The sequence below is a fragment of the Aureibaculum luteum genome, from assembly GCF_003449015.1.
Taxonomy (GTDB): domain Bacteria; phylum Bacteroidota; class Bacteroidia; order Flavobacteriales; family Flavobacteriaceae; genus Aureibaculum; species Aureibaculum luteum.
In genome coordinates, this window is record NZ_QRGD01000001.1 from 1,050,364 (window position 1) to 1,068,945 (window position 18,582).

At 31.3% G+C, this 18,582-nt stretch carries 17 protein-coding genes; 10 read left to right on the forward strand and 7 right to left on the reverse strand.

Annotated features, from left to right (window positions below; genetic code table 11):
• Nucleotides 1–11: 11 nt before the first annotated feature.
• From D3P13_RS04620 to D3P13_RS04650, 7 genes are all read right to left on the reverse strand, one after another.
• Complete coding sequence (locus D3P13_RS04620; protein WP_117880098.1) at nucleotides 12–1,304, reverse strand: OmpA family protein; 1,293 nt, start codon at nucleotides 1,302–1,304, stop codon at nucleotides 12–14.
• Nucleotides 1,305–1,422: 118 nt separating this feature from the next.
• Complete coding sequence (locus tag D3P13_RS04625; protein WP_117880099.1) at nucleotides 1,423–3,045, reverse strand: LuxR C-terminal-related transcriptional regulator; 1,623 nt, start codon at nucleotides 3,043–3,045, stop codon at nucleotides 1,423–1,425.
• A 156-nt stretch (nucleotides 3,046–3,201) separates the two neighbouring features.
• On the reverse strand, nucleotides 3,202–4,275 hold the full coding sequence (locus D3P13_RS04630) for a CNNM domain-containing protein (RefSeq protein ID WP_117880100.1): 1,074 nt from the start codon (nucleotides 4,273–4,275) through the stop codon (nucleotides 3,202–3,204).
• Between the two features lie 105 nt (nucleotides 4,276–4,380).
• Nucleotides 4,381–5,319: a DUF3078 domain-containing protein gene (locus D3P13_RS04635; protein ID WP_117880267.1), complete on the reverse strand. Its 939-nt coding sequence runs from the start codon at nucleotides 5,317–5,319 to the stop codon at nucleotides 4,381–4,383.
• An 86-nt stretch (nucleotides 5,320–5,405) separates the two neighbouring features.
• A complete protein-coding gene (locus D3P13_RS04640; RefSeq protein ID WP_117880101.1) occupies nucleotides 5,406–5,915 on the reverse strand; it encodes a DUF2480 family protein in 510 nt (169 codons plus the stop codon).
• Complete coding sequence (locus D3P13_RS04645) at nucleotides 5,916–6,236, reverse strand: SUF system Fe-S cluster assembly protein (RefSeq protein ID WP_117880102.1); 321 nt, start codon at nucleotides 6,234–6,236, stop codon at nucleotides 5,916–5,918.
• Between the two features lie 32 nt (nucleotides 6,237–6,268).
• A complete protein-coding gene (locus D3P13_RS04650) occupies nucleotides 6,269–6,694 on the reverse strand; it encodes a SufE family protein (RefSeq protein WP_117880103.1) in 426 nt (141 codons plus the stop codon).
• Nucleotides 6,695–6,793: 99 nt separating this feature from the next.
• On the opposite strand from D3P13_RS04650, the gene D3P13_RS04655 reads away from it, so the two are divergent.
• From D3P13_RS04655 to D3P13_RS04700, 10 genes are all read left to right on the forward strand, one after another.
• Complete coding sequence (locus tag D3P13_RS04655) at nucleotides 6,794–7,720, forward strand: PfkB family carbohydrate kinase (protein WP_117880104.1); 927 nt, start codon at nucleotides 6,794–6,796, stop codon at nucleotides 7,718–7,720.
• Between the two features lie 48 nt (nucleotides 7,721–7,768).
• Nucleotides 7,769–9,670 carry an amidophosphoribosyltransferase gene (locus D3P13_RS04660; RefSeq protein ID WP_117880105.1) on the forward strand — a complete coding sequence of 634 codons (1,902 nt, stop codon included), beginning with the start codon at nucleotides 7,769–7,771 and terminating at the stop codon, nucleotides 9,668–9,670.
• 118 nt (nucleotides 9,671–9,788) lie between these two features.
• Nucleotides 9,789–10,274, forward strand: coding sequence for a hypothetical protein (locus D3P13_RS04665; RefSeq protein ID WP_157972829.1), 486 nt, complete (start codon nucleotides 9,789–9,791; stop codon nucleotides 10,272–10,274).
• Between the two features lie 172 nt (nucleotides 10,275–10,446).
• Nucleotides 10,447–10,950, forward strand: coding sequence for a GbsR/MarR family transcriptional regulator (locus D3P13_RS04670; protein WP_117880268.1), 504 nt, complete (start codon nucleotides 10,447–10,449; stop codon nucleotides 10,948–10,950).
• Between the two features lie 6 nt (nucleotides 10,951–10,956).
• Entirely contained in the window at nucleotides 10,957–12,084 is a 1,128-nt protein-coding gene (locus tag D3P13_RS04675; protein WP_394336449.1) for an efflux RND transporter periplasmic adaptor subunit, read from the forward strand.
• Nucleotides 12,085–12,109: 25 nt separating this feature from the next.
• Nucleotides 12,110–15,247, forward strand: a complete 3,138-nt coding sequence (locus tag D3P13_RS04680; protein ID WP_117880108.1) for an efflux RND transporter permease subunit — start codon at nucleotides 12,110–12,112, stop codon at nucleotides 15,245–15,247.
• A gap of 5 nt (nucleotides 15,248–15,252) precedes the next feature.
• On the forward strand, nucleotides 15,253–16,671 hold the full coding sequence (locus D3P13_RS04685) for an efflux transporter outer membrane subunit (protein WP_117880109.1): 1,419 nt from the start codon (nucleotides 15,253–15,255) through the stop codon (nucleotides 16,669–16,671).
• Nucleotides 16,672–16,699: 28 nt separating this feature from the next.
• Entirely contained in the window at nucleotides 16,700–17,515 is an 816-nt protein-coding gene (locus D3P13_RS04690; RefSeq protein WP_117880110.1) for a universal stress protein, read from the forward strand.
• Nucleotides 17,516–17,564: 49 nt separating this feature from the next.
• Nucleotides 17,565–18,158, forward strand: a complete 594-nt coding sequence (locus tag D3P13_RS04695) for a TetR/AcrR family transcriptional regulator (RefSeq protein ID WP_117880111.1) — start codon at nucleotides 17,565–17,567, stop codon at nucleotides 18,156–18,158.
• Nucleotides 18,159–18,175: 17 nt separating this feature from the next.
• Complete coding sequence (locus tag D3P13_RS04700; protein ID WP_117880112.1) at nucleotides 18,176–18,571, forward strand: hypothetical protein; 396 nt, start codon at nucleotides 18,176–18,178, stop codon at nucleotides 18,569–18,571.
• The last annotated feature ends 11 nt before the right edge of the window (nucleotides 18,572–18,582 follow it).

The following is an 18,582-nucleotide window of genomic DNA, read 5'->3' on the forward strand; positions in this document are numbered from 1 at the left end:
TTATGATATTATTAAAATTTTACAAATTCAACTCTACGGTTATTTGCTTTACCTTCTGATGAGCTATTGTTATCAATTGGTTTGCTTTCACCAAAACCGTCAGATGTAAGTCTGTTTGGAGTAATTCCCATTTCAATTAATTTATTCATAACTGTTTTCCCCCTAGCTTTTGAAAGTGTCATGTTTGTTTCATCGTTACCATCAGCATCTGTATGTCCTTCAACACTAAAATTAAGTTCAGGTTGTTTCTGCATTAAATCATAAATTTTGTTAATTGGCCCCATACTTTCAGGTTTTAACGTAGCTTTGTTTACATCGAATTTGATACCGTTTACAATAATTTTACCTTCAGAAAGTACACGGTCGTAGTATTTTACGCCACCTTTGGCAATACGGATGTTTTTGATGTACATATTGTCATTACCTGCTTCAATAGTAATTCCAGAAGGATTAATTTCTAAATGGGGTACATTTATTAAACGTGTATCGTTAAAATAGGCTTTGTATTTCCCTTTGGTATAAGCCATAGAAATGTGTTTCCATGATCCTTCAATCTCTTTTGACCATCCAATCTTTTCAGTTCCTGGATAAGACTTATCTGAATCCATAAACGATAAAGCGTGAGGCATTACAACCAATCGTTCTGTCTTTTGCTTATTGTTTTTTTGGTCACATAAATAAATCCATAATCTGTTTGATGTTGTGTATCCTTTTGCAAACCATACATCTAATTCTACAGTAAAAACATCGGGCAAATAATCTTCATTAGAATTTTTAAGGTAGGGTATAATGTAAGATTGGTGACTAAGAAACATAATCACATTTTCGCCATCAACATTCCCAATTTCAGCATTACCTTTATATAAATCCCAACGGCTTGGAAACTCTCCATTTTCTTCGTCGGTACTTGGTCCATCTTCAAAAATTACGGTATCTCCAGGAACAAAATCAAACTTATTCCAAACTACATTTGGTTTTTTAGACTCTTGAATTTCATTTGGGTCTGTATTACCATTAGTTTTTTTTGCCACCTTGTCATTGGGCTTTTCTTTGTCTGTTTCCTCGCCCTTTTTCTTTTTACCATCGATGGTGTCTTCAGCTTCATCAAAGGTTTTGTCAATCTTTTTATTTATTCTTTTTTCAGTTCTTTTTTCCGCTTCATTTTCAACTTTTTTTTCGGTCTTTTTTAGTATTCTTTTTAAAATTTGTGCCTCCGTTTGTTGAGGTGCAAAAACATATAACATAGCTACAAGTACTAATTTAATAGCCATACTAAATCGGTAATGATGGATTGAATTTTTCATGAGTTTGAATTTAATGTTAGCAATTTTCTCGTTGCTAAATTAATTTCTAATCACAGAAATTACTTCATTAAAAAGTATGATATTAATCCCCCAAATGGGTGATATTTAATATTAAAACCTAAGTTTTAGTAGTATGTGTAGTAGAATAGGTATTTAATTTTTTAATTGCTTGAATTCTATTGTTTACATCTAATTTTGAATAAATATTTTTGATGTGTGTTTTTATAGTGTTTTTTGAAACAAACATTTTTTTAGCAATTTCATCATTATTTAAGCCTTGAGATATATTCGTAAAAACTTCAATTTCTCGTTTCGTTAAATCATAATCATTTAAATTTTCTATAAAGTTTTGATGTCGTAGTTCATCCTTATCGTTTACCTTGTTTTTCAACTCCTTAATCTGAAAAATATAATTCTGTAATTGATTGTTTTTATGCTCAATTTCTAAATCAGAATTTTTACGATATAAATAAAACAGTACAAATAAAACAACCAGTGCACTAGTGCCTAAAAATATTGAAATCAGCAACCTATTATAATTGGTTTTTGCATCTTCTTGTATTACATTATTTTCAATTGCTAATTGTTTTATTTCATTATCCTTCTTCAATGTTTCATAAGCAATTTGAGTACTTATTATACTTTTTTGCGTGGTTTCGTTTACAATACTATCCTTAAAAGTAGTTGCCATTTTATAAGCATCAAGTGCTTTATCATACTCTTTTGTAAGTGAATAATAATCTACCAAAGCAATATATCCTAAAGCAATATTCTCTTTAGATTTTACAATTTTAGCATTATTTAAACCACTAATAATGTTAACTTTTGCATTGTCATAATACCCTAAATTCAGCTCATTACGTCCAATATTAATAAGTGTATTACTCAAATACCTAATGTTATTCGTTTTTGCAAACATTGGAATTGCTTCCTTATAATATTCGGTTGAATTCTTATAATCTCCTTTCTTTTGAAAAAGCAATCCTAAGAGATTATATCTAATAGCCTCACTTTCCTTGTTATTGAATTTTTTAGTAGACGTTAACGCTTTATTAATATAAAAATAAGCAGTATCATATGATTTTTTATACAAGTAAGATTCACCAATATTTGATAAACTATATTGCTGACCTTCGATATTTTTGTTCTTTACATCAAACGCGTAGACTTTTCTAAAATAATGAATAGCCTTGTCGTAATCTTTTATGTCAAGAAAAACATTACCAATTCCGTTTAACGCAATACTGATACTTTTTTCATGATTTATTTTCTCAGATAATTCTAAGGCCTGAAAATAGTATTCAAAGGCTTCTTTCTCTAAATTTAATTTTCTAAAACTAACACCTAAATTATTTAAGCATTTAATTTTTAATAAAGTATCTGTTGTTTTGTCAAGATAACTCAGAGCTCTTTTATGATCGTTAACCGAACTTTCATAATCATAGTTATATCTAGCCACCAACCCTCTTCTATTATAACTTTCACCAAGACCCTTGAGATAAAATAATTCTTCTGAAACGACAATGGCTTCATCTATAATTACTTCACTTTTTATGTTAGACCTATTTGCCTGTTTATAAAGTGAAATTAGGTTGTCTACTTTAGTGGTTGTATTTGGCTTAATTTGCAATTCATTAAACAAGCTATCTACCTGATATTCAGTTAGTTTTTGACCGTAAAAAGAAGTAGGCAATACTATTAAAAAGAGAAGGGCAATTATGTATTTCTTAGCCTTAACCATTGTAAAGGGGTCTAAGTAAAATGGGTGTCTTACAAAGATACAAAACGGCTAAAAATACGGTTCACTTTAAGAATATAATTATTGAACTTAGAATGAAAATAAATAAGGTCTATTCTCTATGGTCATAAGATTGGTTTATGAGCTACAATTGACAATTTATAGTTCACTATTATCATCAATAATCCCCATTCGTTTCGCACGTTTTTCCCAATTCTTTCTGGCAAGATGTTGCATGTCAGAATCTACATCACTTTCGTCCATAATTTCTAACCCTAGCAAGGTTTCAATAACATCTTCCATGGAAACAAGTCCGCTAACGGAACCATATTCATCTACCACTAAAGCGATATGGTTTTTACTTTCAATTAATTGATTGAATAATAGCGGAATAGGCATATTTCGGTCTATTACAATGATATTTCTTTTTAATTCAGATAGTTTTTTAGAACCATGTTCTAAGGCCATTTCTTTATACACCTCATCTTTTAGAACTAAGCCCGTAATATTATCAGTTTTACCACTATAAACAGGAATTCTAGAAAAACGAAGGTTCGGGTGCTCAGAAAATAACTGTGCAACAGTTTTTTCTTCATTATAAGAAATCATAACTGTTCTAGGAGTCATAATATCTTTAGCTAAGACGTCTTTAAACGTTAACATATTCTTTATTACGGTGCTTTCGGCTTCTTCAAAAACACCTTCTTCGTGGGCTATATCAGCCATTGCATGAAAATCTTCACGACTTAAAATACTTCCATGATGTCCTTTGCCGCCAACCATTTTTGTAAATAACTGTAGTACCCATAAAATACCTGTGTATTTTAGAATAGCCACCATAATTTTTAAGGTTTTAGCTGTAAAATTGGCCAATTGCTTCCAATACGTTGCTCCAATTGTTTTTGGAATAATTTCAGAAAGAACCAAGATTAAAAAGGTCATTATTGCAGAGACAATACCTACCAAATTGGTTCCAGAACCAAATGCTTTTTCTGCTTGTACACCCACTAAAATTGCTCCAACCGTATGGGCAACAGTATTTAAGGTAAGTATGGCAATTAAAGGTTTATCAACATCCTTCTTTAAAACTTCTAAAGTATCAGCAAAAGGCTTCCCTTCCTTCTTTTTAAGGTTGATAAATGTGGATGAAATACTCAACAAAACAGCTTCTAATATTGAACATAAAAAAGAAAAAAAGATAGAAACTACAGCGTATATTATCAGTAAGGTCATTTAAGATATAATTTAATGCAAAAATAAGGTAAAATAAATTGGAAATAAAAAAGCACTCATCTAGAAGAAACTAGAGAGTGCTTTAAAATATCTTTTATTGTTTAATTAGAAAGCGTAGCTTAAACCTAACATCCAATATGATTGTAATTTGTTATCTACAGTGTCAAAAGTAGCAGCAGGATCGTAACCTGAAATATTATCTCTGGTAGTAATCGCATTTAATGCTTCTTGTTTGTTTTTTCTTAAACCTAAGTCAAAACCTACACCAATTCTCTTCCAAAGTGTATAACCGAAAGAGTTAGTCCAAGTCCAGTTAGAATAGTCAGAACTTTCATAACTTTGAAATGCTGAAAGATTTGTTTTAAAGCTAATAGCACCTAATTTTTTGGTGTAATCAACAACAATTTTTGCACCTAAAGAAGATTCAAATACACTCTCGCCTTTACTAAATACGAAGTTATAGTTTAAAGGATGTACTACCACAACCATGTCGGTAATTGGTGTCCAAGTTGCACCAACCCCAAGGTCTAAATAACCTGGGTCATTAAAATTACTAAGTATTGTAGTTCTATACTCTCCTAAAGCAGAAATTGCAAACTTAGGACTTAATTTATAACCATATAAAGAGGTTATACTAAATATATCATTAGCTTCTTCGAATTTCTTACTATCTGTGGCAACATCTTTATCATCCAATTTTACCCAAGAAAGATTAACGTTTCCTGAATTTCTCCAGAAAAATTTTGGCTTGTCTAAATTAGCAAAAGCATTAACGGTAAATCCAATATTTCCGTTTGCTGAATTCGCTGAGGCTTTAGAATACCAGTTACTGAAGTCTGAAAAGCTACCTCCAATAGTACCAAATGCTCCTTTTTTCCAACCTGGAAAAGCATCAATTTGACCCTGTAAAGCGTCAACTCTTCCTTGAATAGCCGCAACTGAATCTTTTTTAACAGCTTGTTCTGCCTTTAACTCCTCACGTGTTTGTGCATAAGTGCTTGTTATTGCAAACATTACAACAAATGCTAATACAATTTTTCTCATGTTTTTAATTTTAAGTTTTTGTTTTGAGCGTGCAAAATTAAGCATTTTAATTTATATGCTATAAAAAGCTTCACTAATTGTAAAGTTTACCTTGCCTTTTTAAACAATGGTACTGTAGAACAAGCCTCGCCAAACATAATGGTTTTAGCCACTGGCACTAATTTTTCCACAAGCATTACCGAAGCAGTTTCTGGAATTGGTTTACTAGAACAACCTTTAATAATAACAGGTTTGTCTTTATAGACTGTAAAATCAAAATTATTTATAATACCTTGAAAAATAGACGTTTCTAGCAATTCTAAATTACCAACTACAACTTTTTTCGCATAAGGACTTAAATAGGTAGTAATAAGCAAATATGCCCATGATGGAATAATAGCATCTGTTTTACAAGTTAGTGCTAAATATGCATTTTTATATTGCGTCCAATCATGATGTTGAAGGCTTTCTCTAAAATCATTTTCTTTTAAAATAATTCCTTCATATAACCAATCAGAAATATCGAAAAGAATTCTTTCTCCGTCTGGATAAAACTCTTCTAAGTCAATAGTAAGTAGTTTACTATTAGCAACTCTATTTACAATTTCATTATCCATTTATAAGAAACCTAATTCCAATCTCGCTTCTTCACTCATCATATCTTGCGTCCATGTAGGATCAAACGTAATTTCTACCTCTGCATCTTTAACTTCTTCAAGTGTTTTTACTTTTTCTTCAACCTCTACAGGCAACGTTTCAGCAACCGGGCAATTAGGTGAAGTTAATGTCATTAATATTTTAACTTCCCTATTATCATTTACAAAAACATCATAAATTAAGCCTAACTCATAAATATCAACTGGTATCTCTGGGTCATAAATTGTTTTTAAAACGGTAACTACTTTATCTCCTATATCTTGAACTTCTATATCTGTCATAATTCATAATTTTATTGGTACAAAGATACTACTTATTGACTCAATTTAGATTGATATGCAATTGCGTACAATTTCAATTGCTTAATCATTGAAACCAAACCATTGGCTCTCGTTGGTGATAGGTGTTCCTTTAGTCCAATTTCATCAATAAAATCAGTATCTGAATCTAAAATCTCTTTAGGTGTATGGTTTGAAAACACACGTAATAATAAGGCAATTATCCCTTTTGTTAAAATGGCATCGCTATCTGCAGTAAAAAAAATTTTATCCTCTTTTACATCTGCATTTAACCAAACTTTAGATTGGCAGCCTTTTATCGTATTATCATCCGTTTTATATTGATCTTCAATAAGGGGAATTGATTTACCTAATTCTATAATATATTCATAACGTTCCATCCAGTCATCAAACATAGAAAATTCGTCAATAATTTCTTCTTGTATTTCTTTTATAGTCATTTTTAAAAGTTATTTTTGCAAAGATAGGGAAAAGGCGGAAGACCCATGTTGGGAGTCTACAGAAGATAGAAAATTACCCCTTTAAAATTTTAATATATTATGAGTAAACTTTTGATTGTAGGTACAGTAGCTTTTGACAAAATTGAAACGCCGTTTGGCAAAACAGATAAAATTTTAGGTGGTGCTGCCACATTTATTGGTCTATCAGCATCTCAATTTGATGTAGAATCAGGTATTGTTTCTGTTGTTGGTGATGACTTTCCTCAAGGATATTTAGACATGCTGAAAAGCAAAAATATTGATACTACGGGTGTTGAAATTGTAAAAGGTGGTAAAACATTTTTTTGGAGTGGTAAGTATCATAATGATATGAATACTCGTGATACGTTAGTAACAGAATTAAATACGTTAGCAGATTTTAATCCTATTGTACCTGAAGGTTTTAAAGATACAGAATTTTTAATGTTAGGTAATTTACATCCAGCAGTACAAATGTCTGTAATTAAACAGATTCCAAACCGACCAAAGCTAGTAGTATTAGATACTATGAATTTTTGGATGGATAACGCCTGGGATGATTTACTAGAGGTAATTAAAAAAGTAGATGTAATTACCATTAATGATGAAGAAGCAAGACAATTGAGTGGTGAATATTCTTTAGTTAAAGCAGCACAAAAAATTTCTAAAATGGGCCCCAAATATGTGGTAATTAAAAAAGGCGAACATGGTGCATTGTTATTTAATAACGAAAATATCTTTTTTGCCCCAGCCCTTCCATTAGAAGAAGTTTTTGATCCAACTGGAGCTGGTGATACTTTTGCAGGTGGTTTTATAGGTTATATAGCTCAAACAAAAGATATTTCTTTTGAAAATATGAAAAATGCAGTTATTTATGGATCTAACATGGCATCGTTTTCTGTTGAAAAATTTGGAACGCGACGAATGGAAGAACTTACCAAAGATGAAATTAAAAAACGCCTTGGTCAATTTAAAGAACTGACACAGTTTGAAATAGAATTAAGTTAAATATATTCCGCATTTTTATGCGGATTTTTTATTAAATACCAAATAAGAATGAGTGACGCCATTAAACACGAATGTGGAATAGCACTAGTAAGATTATTAAAGCCATTATCTTTCTACAAAGAAAAATATGGCACTTCATTTTACGCCATTAATAAAATGTACTTATTAATGGAAAAGCAGCACAACCGTGGTCAAGACGGTGCTGGTTTTGCAAGTGTAAAATTTGATGTTAAACCTGGCACTCGTTTTATGAGCCGTGTTCGTTCAAATCAGTCGGCACCAATTCAAGATATTTTTGCTCAAATTAACGATCGTTTAAACAAGGAATTAGAAAAACATCCTACAAAAAAAGATGATGTACAATGGCAATTAGAGAACATACCTTATGTAGGTAATGTATTTTTGGGTCACGTACGTTACGGTACTTTTGGTAGAAATAGTATTGAGAGTGTACATCCTTTTTTACGTCAAAATAACTGGAAACACCAAAATTTAATTGTTGCGGGTAACTTTAATATGACTAATTCTAGCGAATTGTTAGAAGAACTAATTGAGCTTGGTCAACACCCAAAAGAAAATACGGACACCGTTACCGTAATGGAAAAAATTGGTCATTTTTTAGATGATGAAGTTGAGAAAATTTATAATGAGTGTAAAGAAAAAAATATAAGTAAAAGAGATGCCTCTGCAGTAATTGAAAAAGAATTAGATATTCAACGTATTCTGCAAAGAGCCGCAAAAAGCTGGGATGGTGGTTACGCAATGGCTGGTTTAATTGGTCATGGTGATGCCTTTGTATTAAGAGACCCTTCAGGGATTAGACCTGCATATTATTATAAAGACGATGAAGTTGTTGTCGTTGCTTCTGAAAGACCCGTTATTCAAACTGCTTTTAATGTTCCTTTTGATGAGGTTAAAGAATTAGATCGTGGTCATGCCCTTATTATTAAAAAAAGTGGTGACATTTCTGTAGACCCTATTTTAGAACAACGTGAACAAAAGTCATGTTCTTTTGAACGTATCTATTTTTCTAGAGGAAGTGATGCTGAAATTTATAATGAGCGTAAAAACTTAGGAAAACTTATCTTTCCTACAATTCTTGAACATATTGATAATGATATAAATAATACCGTATTCTCATACATTCCTAATACAGCAGAAACGTCATTTTTTGGTATTTCTGAAGCTGCGGAAGACTATTTAAACAAATATAAATTAAAACGAATACTAGAAGGACAGCGAAATTTATCATTAAGAAAAGTAACTGAAATTTTATCTGAAAGACCACGAATTGAAAAAATAGCCATAAAAGATGCAAAATTAAGAACTTTTATTGCAGATGATAATAGTCGCGACGATTTAGTAGCTCACGTATATGATGTTACTTACGGTGTCGTAAAACCTACTGATAATCTCGTAATCATCGATGATAGTATTGTACGGGGAACAACGTTAAAAAAGAGTATCATCAAAATTTTAGACAGACTAAACCCAAAGAAAATTGTAATCGTTTCTTCTGCACCTCAAATAAGGTATCCTGATTGTTACGGTATAGATATGGCAAAATTAGAAGAGTTTATCGCTTTTAAAGCCACAATTGAATTACTAAAAGAAACCAATCAATACGACGAAATAATTGAGAGGGTTTATAATAAATGTCTTAAACAAGACGAGCTACCAGTGGATGAAGTTGAAAACTATGTGAAAGAGATTTATAATCCTTTTACAGTTGAACAAATTTCAGACAAGGTTGCTCAAATGTTAAAAACTAAAACGATTAATGCTGAGATAAGAGTTATTTTTCAACCTATAAAAAATCTGCATAAAGCGTGTCCTAAAAACGCTGGTGATTGGTATTTTAGTGGAGATTATCCAACTACTGGAGGTACAAAGGTGGTGAATAGAGCATTTATTAACTTTTATGAAGGAAATAATAAGAGAGCATATTAATTTACTAGTTGTTTTATAATAGAAGGAAATAGCAAAAACACATAGTGTATTTATTACGTTTACTGTCGTCCAATTATTTCTGGCATCTAAATTGCAATTATTTCTGAAAAAGTACCTTATGAAAACGCCAATAACATTTCTAATTTGTAGTTTAATGCTCACCTTATTTTCTAATTGTGCTACTAGTCAATTTGATAAAAACCCCTCTTTTACTATTACAGAAGCAAAATATCAGGACTGGATTGGTGGCAAACCAGGATCTAAAGGAACGCTGGTTACCATAACATTTGCCGAGCCTATTGAAGATAATATTCAGTTTGATTCAATCTTCTTTAATGATAGATCTGCCAAATTAAGTCTTGATTCTTTTAATGAAAAAAAGATGATCAAAGGTAATTTTAGCACATCAAATTCTTATGATAAAATTATTATAATGGATAAAGATCCAAAAAAAGAATTTGGTAATGAAGTGCCAAAACTCACAAAGAAATCACCTTTCCAATTATCTAAAAATGAATGTGTTATTAGCTATAACATTAAAAATAAAAAACATTATTTTAAGTTGAATACACTTAAAAAAGGAAAGACCATAATTTATCCTTAGACAAAAAAACAAACTTTTAATACTCTATTAAGCTGATAATTCTATCGGCTTTTTTTATTTAACATTTCTTTAACTTCGCTTAGTTCGGTTTGTTCAGAACCAATTATATATTTGCACTCGATTTACTGTAAAATACATTTTGTTTCCCTTACAGTATAAAAAATTAAGACAAATGAGTAATTCACTATGTAACGAAAAAATGTCCTTAGTAGAAAAACTAGGAGTGCATTTAGAGAAAAGAGAACAGCTAGCACCCGTTGCCGCACGTATACTATCATATATTATACTTACCGGAAAAACAGGAACCACGTTTGAAGACATGGTAAAAGTATTATGTGCTAGTAAAAGTACCATCTCTAATCATCTCAATCATTTACAAGATTTAAATAAAATTCACTATTTCACCAAAACTGGTGACCGTAAAAAATACTTTGTCATTAATACCGACATCATAATGCAACATATAGATAAAATGATGCATGATTGGAATGAAATACGCGAATTACATACAGAAATTAAAGCCTATAAAGAAACCATAAATAATGAAAAACTTGAAATTGATGAAGAAAAATTTGATTTAAACTTTCATAGCGACTATATCAAATTTATAGATGGGGCAACCTCATCTATGGAAGAATTAAGAACAAAAATTACAAATAACCCGTATACACATTAAATTAAAATGAATAAGTTATACTCCATATTATCAATAAGTGTTCTCATACTTACATTTAGTTGTGGCAACAAGAATCAAAACAATACAGCGGGCCAACAGGCTCCTCCACCTTCTTTTCCTGTTACTCAAATACAACAAAAAACAGTTACAGGATATACCGAATATCCTACAACTATTGAAGGAATAGTAAATAGTGATGTAAGAGCTAAAACATCAGGGTATATTGAGAAAGTATTTGTAGACGAAGGACAAAAAGTAAGAAAAGGACAAGTATTATTTAAATTAGAAACACAATCTTTAAGTCAAGATGCAGGAGCAGCTCAAGCACGAGTTAACGTAGCACAAGTAGAAGTTGATAAACTAATTCCACTAGTAGCTAAAAACATTATTAGTGCGGTACAACTAGAAACTGCAAAAGCTAATTTAGCTCAAGCAAAAGCTAATTATAGTGGTGTTACTGCCAATATTGGTTATGCAACTATTAAAAGCCCAATAGATGGTTACGTAAGTTCTATCAATTTTAGAGAAGGAGCTTTAATTAGTCCAAGTGATGTAACACCTTTAACTACTGTAAGTGAAATTGATCAAGTATATGCCTTTTTCAGTTTTAACGAAGCACAATACATAGATCTCTTACAAAGATCTGAGGGGAAAACGAAAGCAGAACGTATTAAAAATTCGCCAGATTTAAGTTTGATTTTAGCTAATGATAAAATGTATTCTGAAAAAGGACGTATTCAAACCAGTACAGGTCAAATAAATCAAAGTACTGGAACCATACAAATTAGAGCTGCCTTTAAAAATCCAAACGAGATTTTAACCAATGGAAATAGTGGTAAAATAAGATTTCCTATAGAATATAAAGATGCTATAATTGTGCCTCAAGCAGCAACTTTTGAACAACAAGGAAATATTATGATATTCAAACTTGGTGAAGAAAATAAGGTAGAAACTTCCATTATAAAAGTAATAGGGACAGTAGATAATTTATATGTTGTAGAATCAGGTTTAGATACAAAAGATAAAATTATAGTTTCTGGCGTTGGAAAATTAAGGAACGGAATGGCAATCTCACCTCAAGAGACTTCTTTTGAAGATGCTTTTAAACAAGTACCAACATTATTTAAAAACTAGTTAACTAACAAACAACATATTAGTCATGTTAAAAACATTTATTGAAAGACCTGTGCTTTCAACAGTAATCTCTATTATTATAGTTATGCTTGGTGTTATTAGTATATCAAGCTTACCAATAGAGGAGTATCCAGATATTGCACCACCAACAATTAAGGTGACCGCATCTTATCCCGGAGCCAATGCAGAAACAGTCTTAGAAAGTGTAATCATTCCAATCGAAGAACAAATTAATGGTGTAGAGGGCATGAATTATATTACTTCTACAGCATCTAACACAGGAACAGCAGAGATTACCGTTTATTTTAATCAGGAAATAGATGCAGATATTGCTGCCGTTAATGTTCAAAACCGTGTAGCAAGAGCAAATCCATTATTGCCACAAGAGGTTATACAAACGGGTGTAACAACTCAAAAGCAAGAAACGAGTGCGTTGATGTTTATATCAATGTATTCTGAAAGTGAAGATTATGACGCTACATTTATTCAGAATTACTTAAAAATAAACGTTATTCCAGCTATGCAACGTATTAGTGGTGTTGGAGATGTTAGTGTGTTTTCTCAACAAGATTATGCGATGCGAATCTGGTTAAAACCAGAAAAATTAGCCGCATACAGTTTAATACCTTCTGATATTACCGCTGCTTTAGCAGAGCAAAATTTAGAGGCTGCAGCAGGTTCTTTAGGTCAAAATAATGGCGAAGCATTTTCTTATACACTAACCTATAGTGGACGTTTTAAAGACCAAAAGCAATATGGAGATATTATTATAAAAGCTTTGGGTAATGGAGAGTTTCTTCGTTTAAACGATATAGCAACTATAGAGTTAGACGCACAATCATATTCTTCTAATGCAATGAGTTTAGGGCATCCTGCTGTTTTTATGGGGATTTTTCAAACCAAAGGTTCTAATGCACAAGAGATTATTGAAAATATTAAAATAACGTTAGAATCGGTAGAAAAAGACCTTCCAGATGGATTAAATATTTTTGTGCCTTATGACACAAGTTTATTTTTAAATGCATCGATAGAAAAAGTAGTCAGTACTTTATTAGAAGCCTTTTTACTGGTGTTTTTAGTGGTATTTATTTTCTTGCAAGATTTCCGTTCTACATTAATTCCGGCAATTGCCGTTCCGGTTTCGATAATAGGAACGTTTTTCTTCTTAAGTGTTTTTGGTTACTCTATTAACTTATTGACGCTATTTGCATTAGTCCTCGCCATTGGTATTGTGGTAGATGATGCTATTGTTGTTGTTGAAGCTGTTCATGCCAAAATGGATTATGGTGAAAAGAACCCAAAAAAGGCAACATTAACGGCAATGAATGAAATCTCTGGAGCTATTATCTCGATTACTTTGGTAATGGCAGCCGTATTTATTCCGGTTACTTTTGTAACAGGACCAACAGGTGTATTTTATGAGCAGTTCGGTGTAACCTTAATTATTGCAATTCTTATTTCTGCTGTAAATGCATTAACCTTAAGTCCTGCATTATGTGCATTACTATTAAAAACGCATAAAGATGATGAAGAGTTAAAAGGTAAAGGTCCATTAAAACGTTTTTATACACTTTTTAACCGTGGATTTAATGCTATTACAGAAAGATACGGAAAATCACTTCAGTTTTTATACAAAAGAAAATGGATACCGGTATTACTATTGCTTTTAGCTATAGCTGGTATTTTCTGGGCAGCAAAAACAACACCTACTGGATTTGTACCTAATGAAGATCGAGGAATTATTTTTGCAAATATAGAATTACCAGCAGGTGCATCCTTGGATAGAACAAATGCTGTTGCAAAAGATTTGTATAGCAAAATAAATGGTATCGATGGTATTGTTGGGGTCAACTTTATTAAAGGTAGAAGTTTAATTAGTGGAGCTGGTAGTAATTATGGTTTCGGTATTATAAAATTAGCTGATTGGGGAGAGCGTAAAGATCCATCAACATCTGTGCAAGCTATTACAGGTAAGTTATTTGGTGTTGTAGCAGGTATTCCGGAAGCAAATATTATTTTCTTCTCGCCACCAAGTATTCGTGGTTTTGGTAACTCGTCAGGTTTTGAGATAAATTTATTAGATAAGTTTGGTGGTGAGTTTACTGATTTAGATAAAACAAATAAAGAATTTGCAATGGCTTTAATGAGTCATCCAGAAGTTAAATACGCACAATCTTCTTTCAGTACAAATTACCCACAATACGAAATGGAAATTAATGTGCCGTTAGCAAAAGAAAAAGGCGTGCCCATTAATAGTATTTTCTCAACGTTACAAGGATATATTGGAGGTGTTTATGCATCTGACTTTTCAAAATTCGGAAAACAATTTAGAGTATACGTTCAATCTTTACCCGAAGACAGAGCTGACGTTAATGCTTTAAATAGTATGTATGTAAGAACAGATTCTGGTGAAATGACTCCAATTACACAATTTATTAACTTAACGCGAGTATATGGTCCTCAATCAGTAACACGATTCAACTTATTTAATTCTACAACCATAACAGGAGCTACAAACGCAGGGTTTAGTACAGGAGATGCCATTAGAGTTATTGAAGAAGAGGTTGCAAAATTACCAAGTAATTATACGGTTGCTTATTCTGGTTTAACACGAGAAGAAGTAAGTGCTGGTAACCAAACCACTTTCATTTTTGTATTAAGTATTCTATTTGTATACTTCTTGTTAAGTGCACAATACGAAAGTTATTTATTACCATTTGCTGTGGTCCTTTCTATTCCGTTTGGTGTATTTGGAGCCTATATTAGTACAAATTTATTTGGACTTGAAAATAACATTTATTTCCAAATTGCATTAATCATGCTTATTGGGTTGCTTGCCAAGAATGCCATATTAATTGTAGAGTTTGCAGTTCAAAGGCGTAAAAACGGAGAGAGTATTGTAGATGCTGCAATTCATGGAGCAAAAGCCCGATTAAGACCAATTTTAATGACCTCATTTGCCTTTATTTTAGGATTGATGCCATTAGTGTTAGCACAAGGTGTAGGAGCAGAAGGAAATAAATCTATTGGTACAGGTGCGGCCGGTGGAATGCTTATAGGAACCCTTTTAGGTGTCTTTGTAATTCCTATCCTATTTATATTATTTCAGTGGTTACAAGAAAAAGTATCGAGTAAACCAGCAGTACAAACTATTGAAGAATAAAAACTATGAAATCTATTTTAAAATATAAAAATTTAGGTAAAACAATTCTATTAGGACTCGTTTTACTAACACTACAAAGTTGTTTTGTAGCAAAAGAGTATACCAGATCAGAATTGCCAGAAACTGAGGCACTTTATCGAACAGAAAATTTGCCAACTGATAGTTTGTCAATAGCAGATGTATCATGGGAGACCTTATTTACAGACAGCTATTTGAAAGAATATATAAAAGAAGGTCTACAAAATAATATGGATGTTAGAATTGCCATTCAACAAATGGCTATGGCTCAAGCTTATGCAAAACAAGGTAAGGCAGGTTATTTACCATCAGTTGACATTGGTGCAAATGTAACGCATCAAGAACTTTCTAAAAACAGTCAGTTTGGTGCATTCTTAACTAATACTTCTTCTGATCAATTTGATCTTACTGCTAATCTTTCCTGGGAAGCAGATATTTGGGGGAAAATAAGAAGTAATAAAAGAGCAACGCAAGCGGCTTATTTACAAAGCGTTTCAGGGCATCAAGTGGTCAAAACACAGTTGATTTCTAGTATTGCAAATACCTATTACAACTTATTAGCTCTTGATGCTCAATTGCAGGTTACTAAAGAAACCATTGCAACTAGGGATAGTAGTGTTACCACAATCAAAGCTCTAAAAGAAGCTGGACAGGTAACACAAGTTGCTGTAGACCAAAACATTGCACAATATAATAGTGCCAGAGCATTACAAGTAGATATTGAAACGGCTATTTTTAAAACGGAGAATACACTTAGTATTTTATTGGGTAAAGCACCTCAACATTTTGAAAGAAATGCTTTAGCCATTCAAAAAATAGACCAAGACATTCAACTTGGTGTGCCAGCAACGTTACTTAGTAATAGGCCTGATGTTATGGCAGCAGAGTATGGTTTAATTCAATCTTTTGAGTTAACTAATGTTGCAAGAAGTAACTTTTATCCTTCTTTAACATTAACAGCTTCGGGTGGATTTCAAAGTTTAGAATTAGACCAACTACTAAATGCAAATTCATTATTTGCCAATATAGTTGGTGGTTTAACACAACCTCTTTTTAATCAGCGAAGGCTTAAAACACAAAAGGAAGTTGCCATTGCTCAACAAGAACAAGCATTACTTCAATTTAAAAAATCATTATTAATTGCAGGTAGTGAAGTTTCTAATGCATTATTTTCCTATGAATCAGAAACTAAAAAATACGAGTTTAGAAAGAATGAAGTGGAGGCCTTACGTGCTGCAGAATCAAACTCAGAAGAGTTACTTAAAAACGGTTATGCAAACTATTTAGATTTATTAACAGCAAGACAAAGTGCCTTAAGTGCAGAGCTTAATATAATAGATAGTCAGTTACAACAATTGGTGTCTATTGTTGACTTGTACGAAGCTCTCGGTGGTGGATGGAAATAATATTTGATTATAAAATAAACTTAATATCATGGACTCAATTTTAGTTGCAACACATTTTTCTAAAACATCTAATAATGCTGTATTATATTCGGCGTCATTAGCTCAACTATTTAATTCAAAACTGATACTTTTTAATGCTTTTAAGTTACCTGTTCACGCCTCAAATACATGGATATCAGCGTCTTCTATGGATGAACTGATTGAAAAAAATAAAGAAAAATTAAAGAAGAAAGCTTTAATGTTATCCGAAAAATTTAATATTGAAGTTGAATATAAATGTAGTTATGTGAATTTAGAAGATGAAATTGATTCTTTAATGAAATTAAATAACTCAAAATTTTTAGTTATAGGAATGTCGGATAAATCTATGGAACAGAATTTACTGGGAAATCCGACTACAACCTTAATTAGTATGAAAAAATTTCCTGTATTGGCCATTCCAGTATGTGCTAAATTTTCAGGAATACATAAAATTATTTTTGCCTGTGATGTAATGCAAGACCTACCCTTAAGAGTATTAGCAAAATTAAGACAAATAGCAATTGATCTTGAGTCTGAAGTTACTGTGTTTTATGTGGAGAATAAAATAAACGAACTTATATTAGAGAACAAAGCTCATGAAAATATTGAAAAAGGACTAGAAAATGTAACGTATTTCTATAAGAAAGTAAATTCCGATGCAGTAATAAAAGAAATAGAAAAAGAGATTGTGAAATCAAATTTTGATTTGTTAGTGATGATTCCAAAAAAGTATGGTTTTTGGGAATCTATAGTTCATAAAAGTAAAACAAGAGTTATGGCTTCGGGGTTAAACATTCCGCTATTCTCAATTCCGTTAGAATAATCTTTTTCTAACTAGAAATATATTTTTACGGAATTAAAACGTAAGTAAAATGATTACAAAAGAAGAGTTGTTAACGTGTTCTATAAAAAAGTTTACACAATTTGGTAGTAAACATGTATCCTTAGATGAAATTGCAAGTACACTTGGTATTTCTAAAAAAACAATTTACACCTTCTTTAATAATAAAGAGGACTTAGTTACTAGTAGTTTAGAGCAGTTATTAAATGAATTCTCTGAAGAAATTGATAAGATAATTTCTGATAATAGAGAAGACCCAATAATAAGCGTTATTTTAATTTATAAAAGAGGGTTTGAGTATTTAAAATACTTTAAACCCTCTTTTATTTTTGGTTTAAAAAAATACTATCCCAAGGCAAGTAATTTTTTTGAAAAATTTAATGAAGAATTAGCGAATAACAGGATTTATAATTTACTAAAACAAGCACAAGAAGCTGGTAATATTAAACAAGAGGTTAACTTAGAATTAGTTGTGAAGATTTATTTTTTAAGAATTGATACGGTTTTGTTTAATAACGATAATTTGTTTAAGTTACACCAAAAAGAAGAGCTTTTTAAGCACATGGTAGTTTATAATTTAAGAGGAATAATTACAAGTAACTATTCTAATCCTATTTTTGAATAGATTCGTATTTTTACCACATGAAAAAAGATATTGATATCCCAAAAGTTGAAGGTGTATATATTGCAGTAGTAAACGAATACAATGACATTTATAAAACACAAGATTGGAACGCTTATATAATTAATGACAAAAATGTTGATTTAGAAATGGTTATTGCAGTAATAACAGGATATTCTGAAAACAAAATAACTTCCACAATTAGAAAAAAAATAGACACGCTTCCTAAAAAAAGTTATGCGAAACTAGAGTTAATGCAAGAAGATTTGTTTTCATTAAACAACAGCTTTAAAGTATCTTTTTTTGAAGGTAATAAAATGTTTGATAAAACCTATATCTTTAAGAAAAACACAATTAACATAAAAGCATTGCAACCTCTTCCTTTAATGGATGTAAAAGGTGTTTTAGTAAAATAATACATTTTTAA

What these genes read in the sequence shown, in the direction of transcription:
- D3P13_RS04620 (WP_117880098.1), bottom strand. Translation starts at nt 1,304, where the DNA reads ATGAAAAATTCAATCCATCATTACCGATTTAGTATGGCTATTAAATTA.
- D3P13_RS04625 (WP_117880099.1), bottom strand. Translation starts at nt 3,045, where the DNA reads ATGGTTAAGGCTAAGAAATACATAATTGCCCTTCTCTTTTTAATAGTA.
- D3P13_RS04630 (WP_117880100.1), bottom strand. Translation starts at nt 4,275, where the DNA reads ATGACCTTACTGATAATATACGCTGTAGTTTCTATCTTTTTTTCTTTT.
- D3P13_RS04635 (WP_117880267.1), bottom strand. Translation starts at nt 5,319, where the DNA reads ATGAGAAAAATTGTATTAGCATTTGTTGTAATGTTTGCAATAACAAGC.
- D3P13_RS04640 (WP_117880101.1), bottom strand. Translation starts at nt 5,915, where the DNA reads ATGGATAATGAAATTGTAAATAGAGTTGCTAATAGTAAACTACTTACT.
- D3P13_RS04645 (WP_117880102.1), bottom strand. Translation starts at nt 6,236, where the DNA reads ATGACAGATATAGAAGTTCAAGATATAGGAGATAAAGTAGTTACCGTT.
- D3P13_RS04650 (WP_117880103.1), bottom strand. Translation starts at nt 6,694, where the DNA reads ATGACTATAAAAGAAATACAAGAAGAAATTATTGACGAATTTTCTATG.
- D3P13_RS04655 (WP_117880104.1), top strand. Translation starts at nt 6,794, where the DNA reads ATGAGTAAACTTTTGATTGTAGGTACAGTAGCTTTTGACAAAATTGAA.
- D3P13_RS04660 (WP_117880105.1), top strand. Translation starts at nt 7,769, where the DNA reads ATGAGTGACGCCATTAAACACGAATGTGGAATAGCACTAGTAAGATTA.
- D3P13_RS04665 (WP_157972829.1), top strand. Translation starts at nt 9,789, where the DNA reads ATGAAAACGCCAATAACATTTCTAATTTGTAGTTTAATGCTCACCTTA.
- D3P13_RS04670 (WP_117880268.1), top strand. Translation starts at nt 10,447, where the DNA reads ATGAGTAATTCACTATGTAACGAAAAAATGTCCTTAGTAGAAAAACTA.
- D3P13_RS04675 (WP_394336449.1), top strand. Translation starts at nt 10,957, where the DNA reads ATGAATAAGTTATACTCCATATTATCAATAAGTGTTCTCATACTTACA.
- D3P13_RS04680 (WP_117880108.1), top strand. Translation starts at nt 12,110, where the DNA reads ATGTTAAAAACATTTATTGAAAGACCTGTGCTTTCAACAGTAATCTCT.
- D3P13_RS04685 (WP_117880109.1), top strand. Translation starts at nt 15,253, where the DNA reads ATGAAATCTATTTTAAAATATAAAAATTTAGGTAAAACAATTCTATTA.
- D3P13_RS04690 (WP_117880110.1), top strand. Translation starts at nt 16,700, where the DNA reads ATGGACTCAATTTTAGTTGCAACACATTTTTCTAAAACATCTAATAAT.
- D3P13_RS04695 (WP_117880111.1), top strand. Translation starts at nt 17,565, where the DNA reads ATGATTACAAAAGAAGAGTTGTTAACGTGTTCTATAAAAAAGTTTACA.
- D3P13_RS04700 (WP_117880112.1), top strand. Translation starts at nt 18,176, where the DNA reads ATGAAAAAAGATATTGATATCCCAAAAGTTGAAGGTGTATATATTGCA.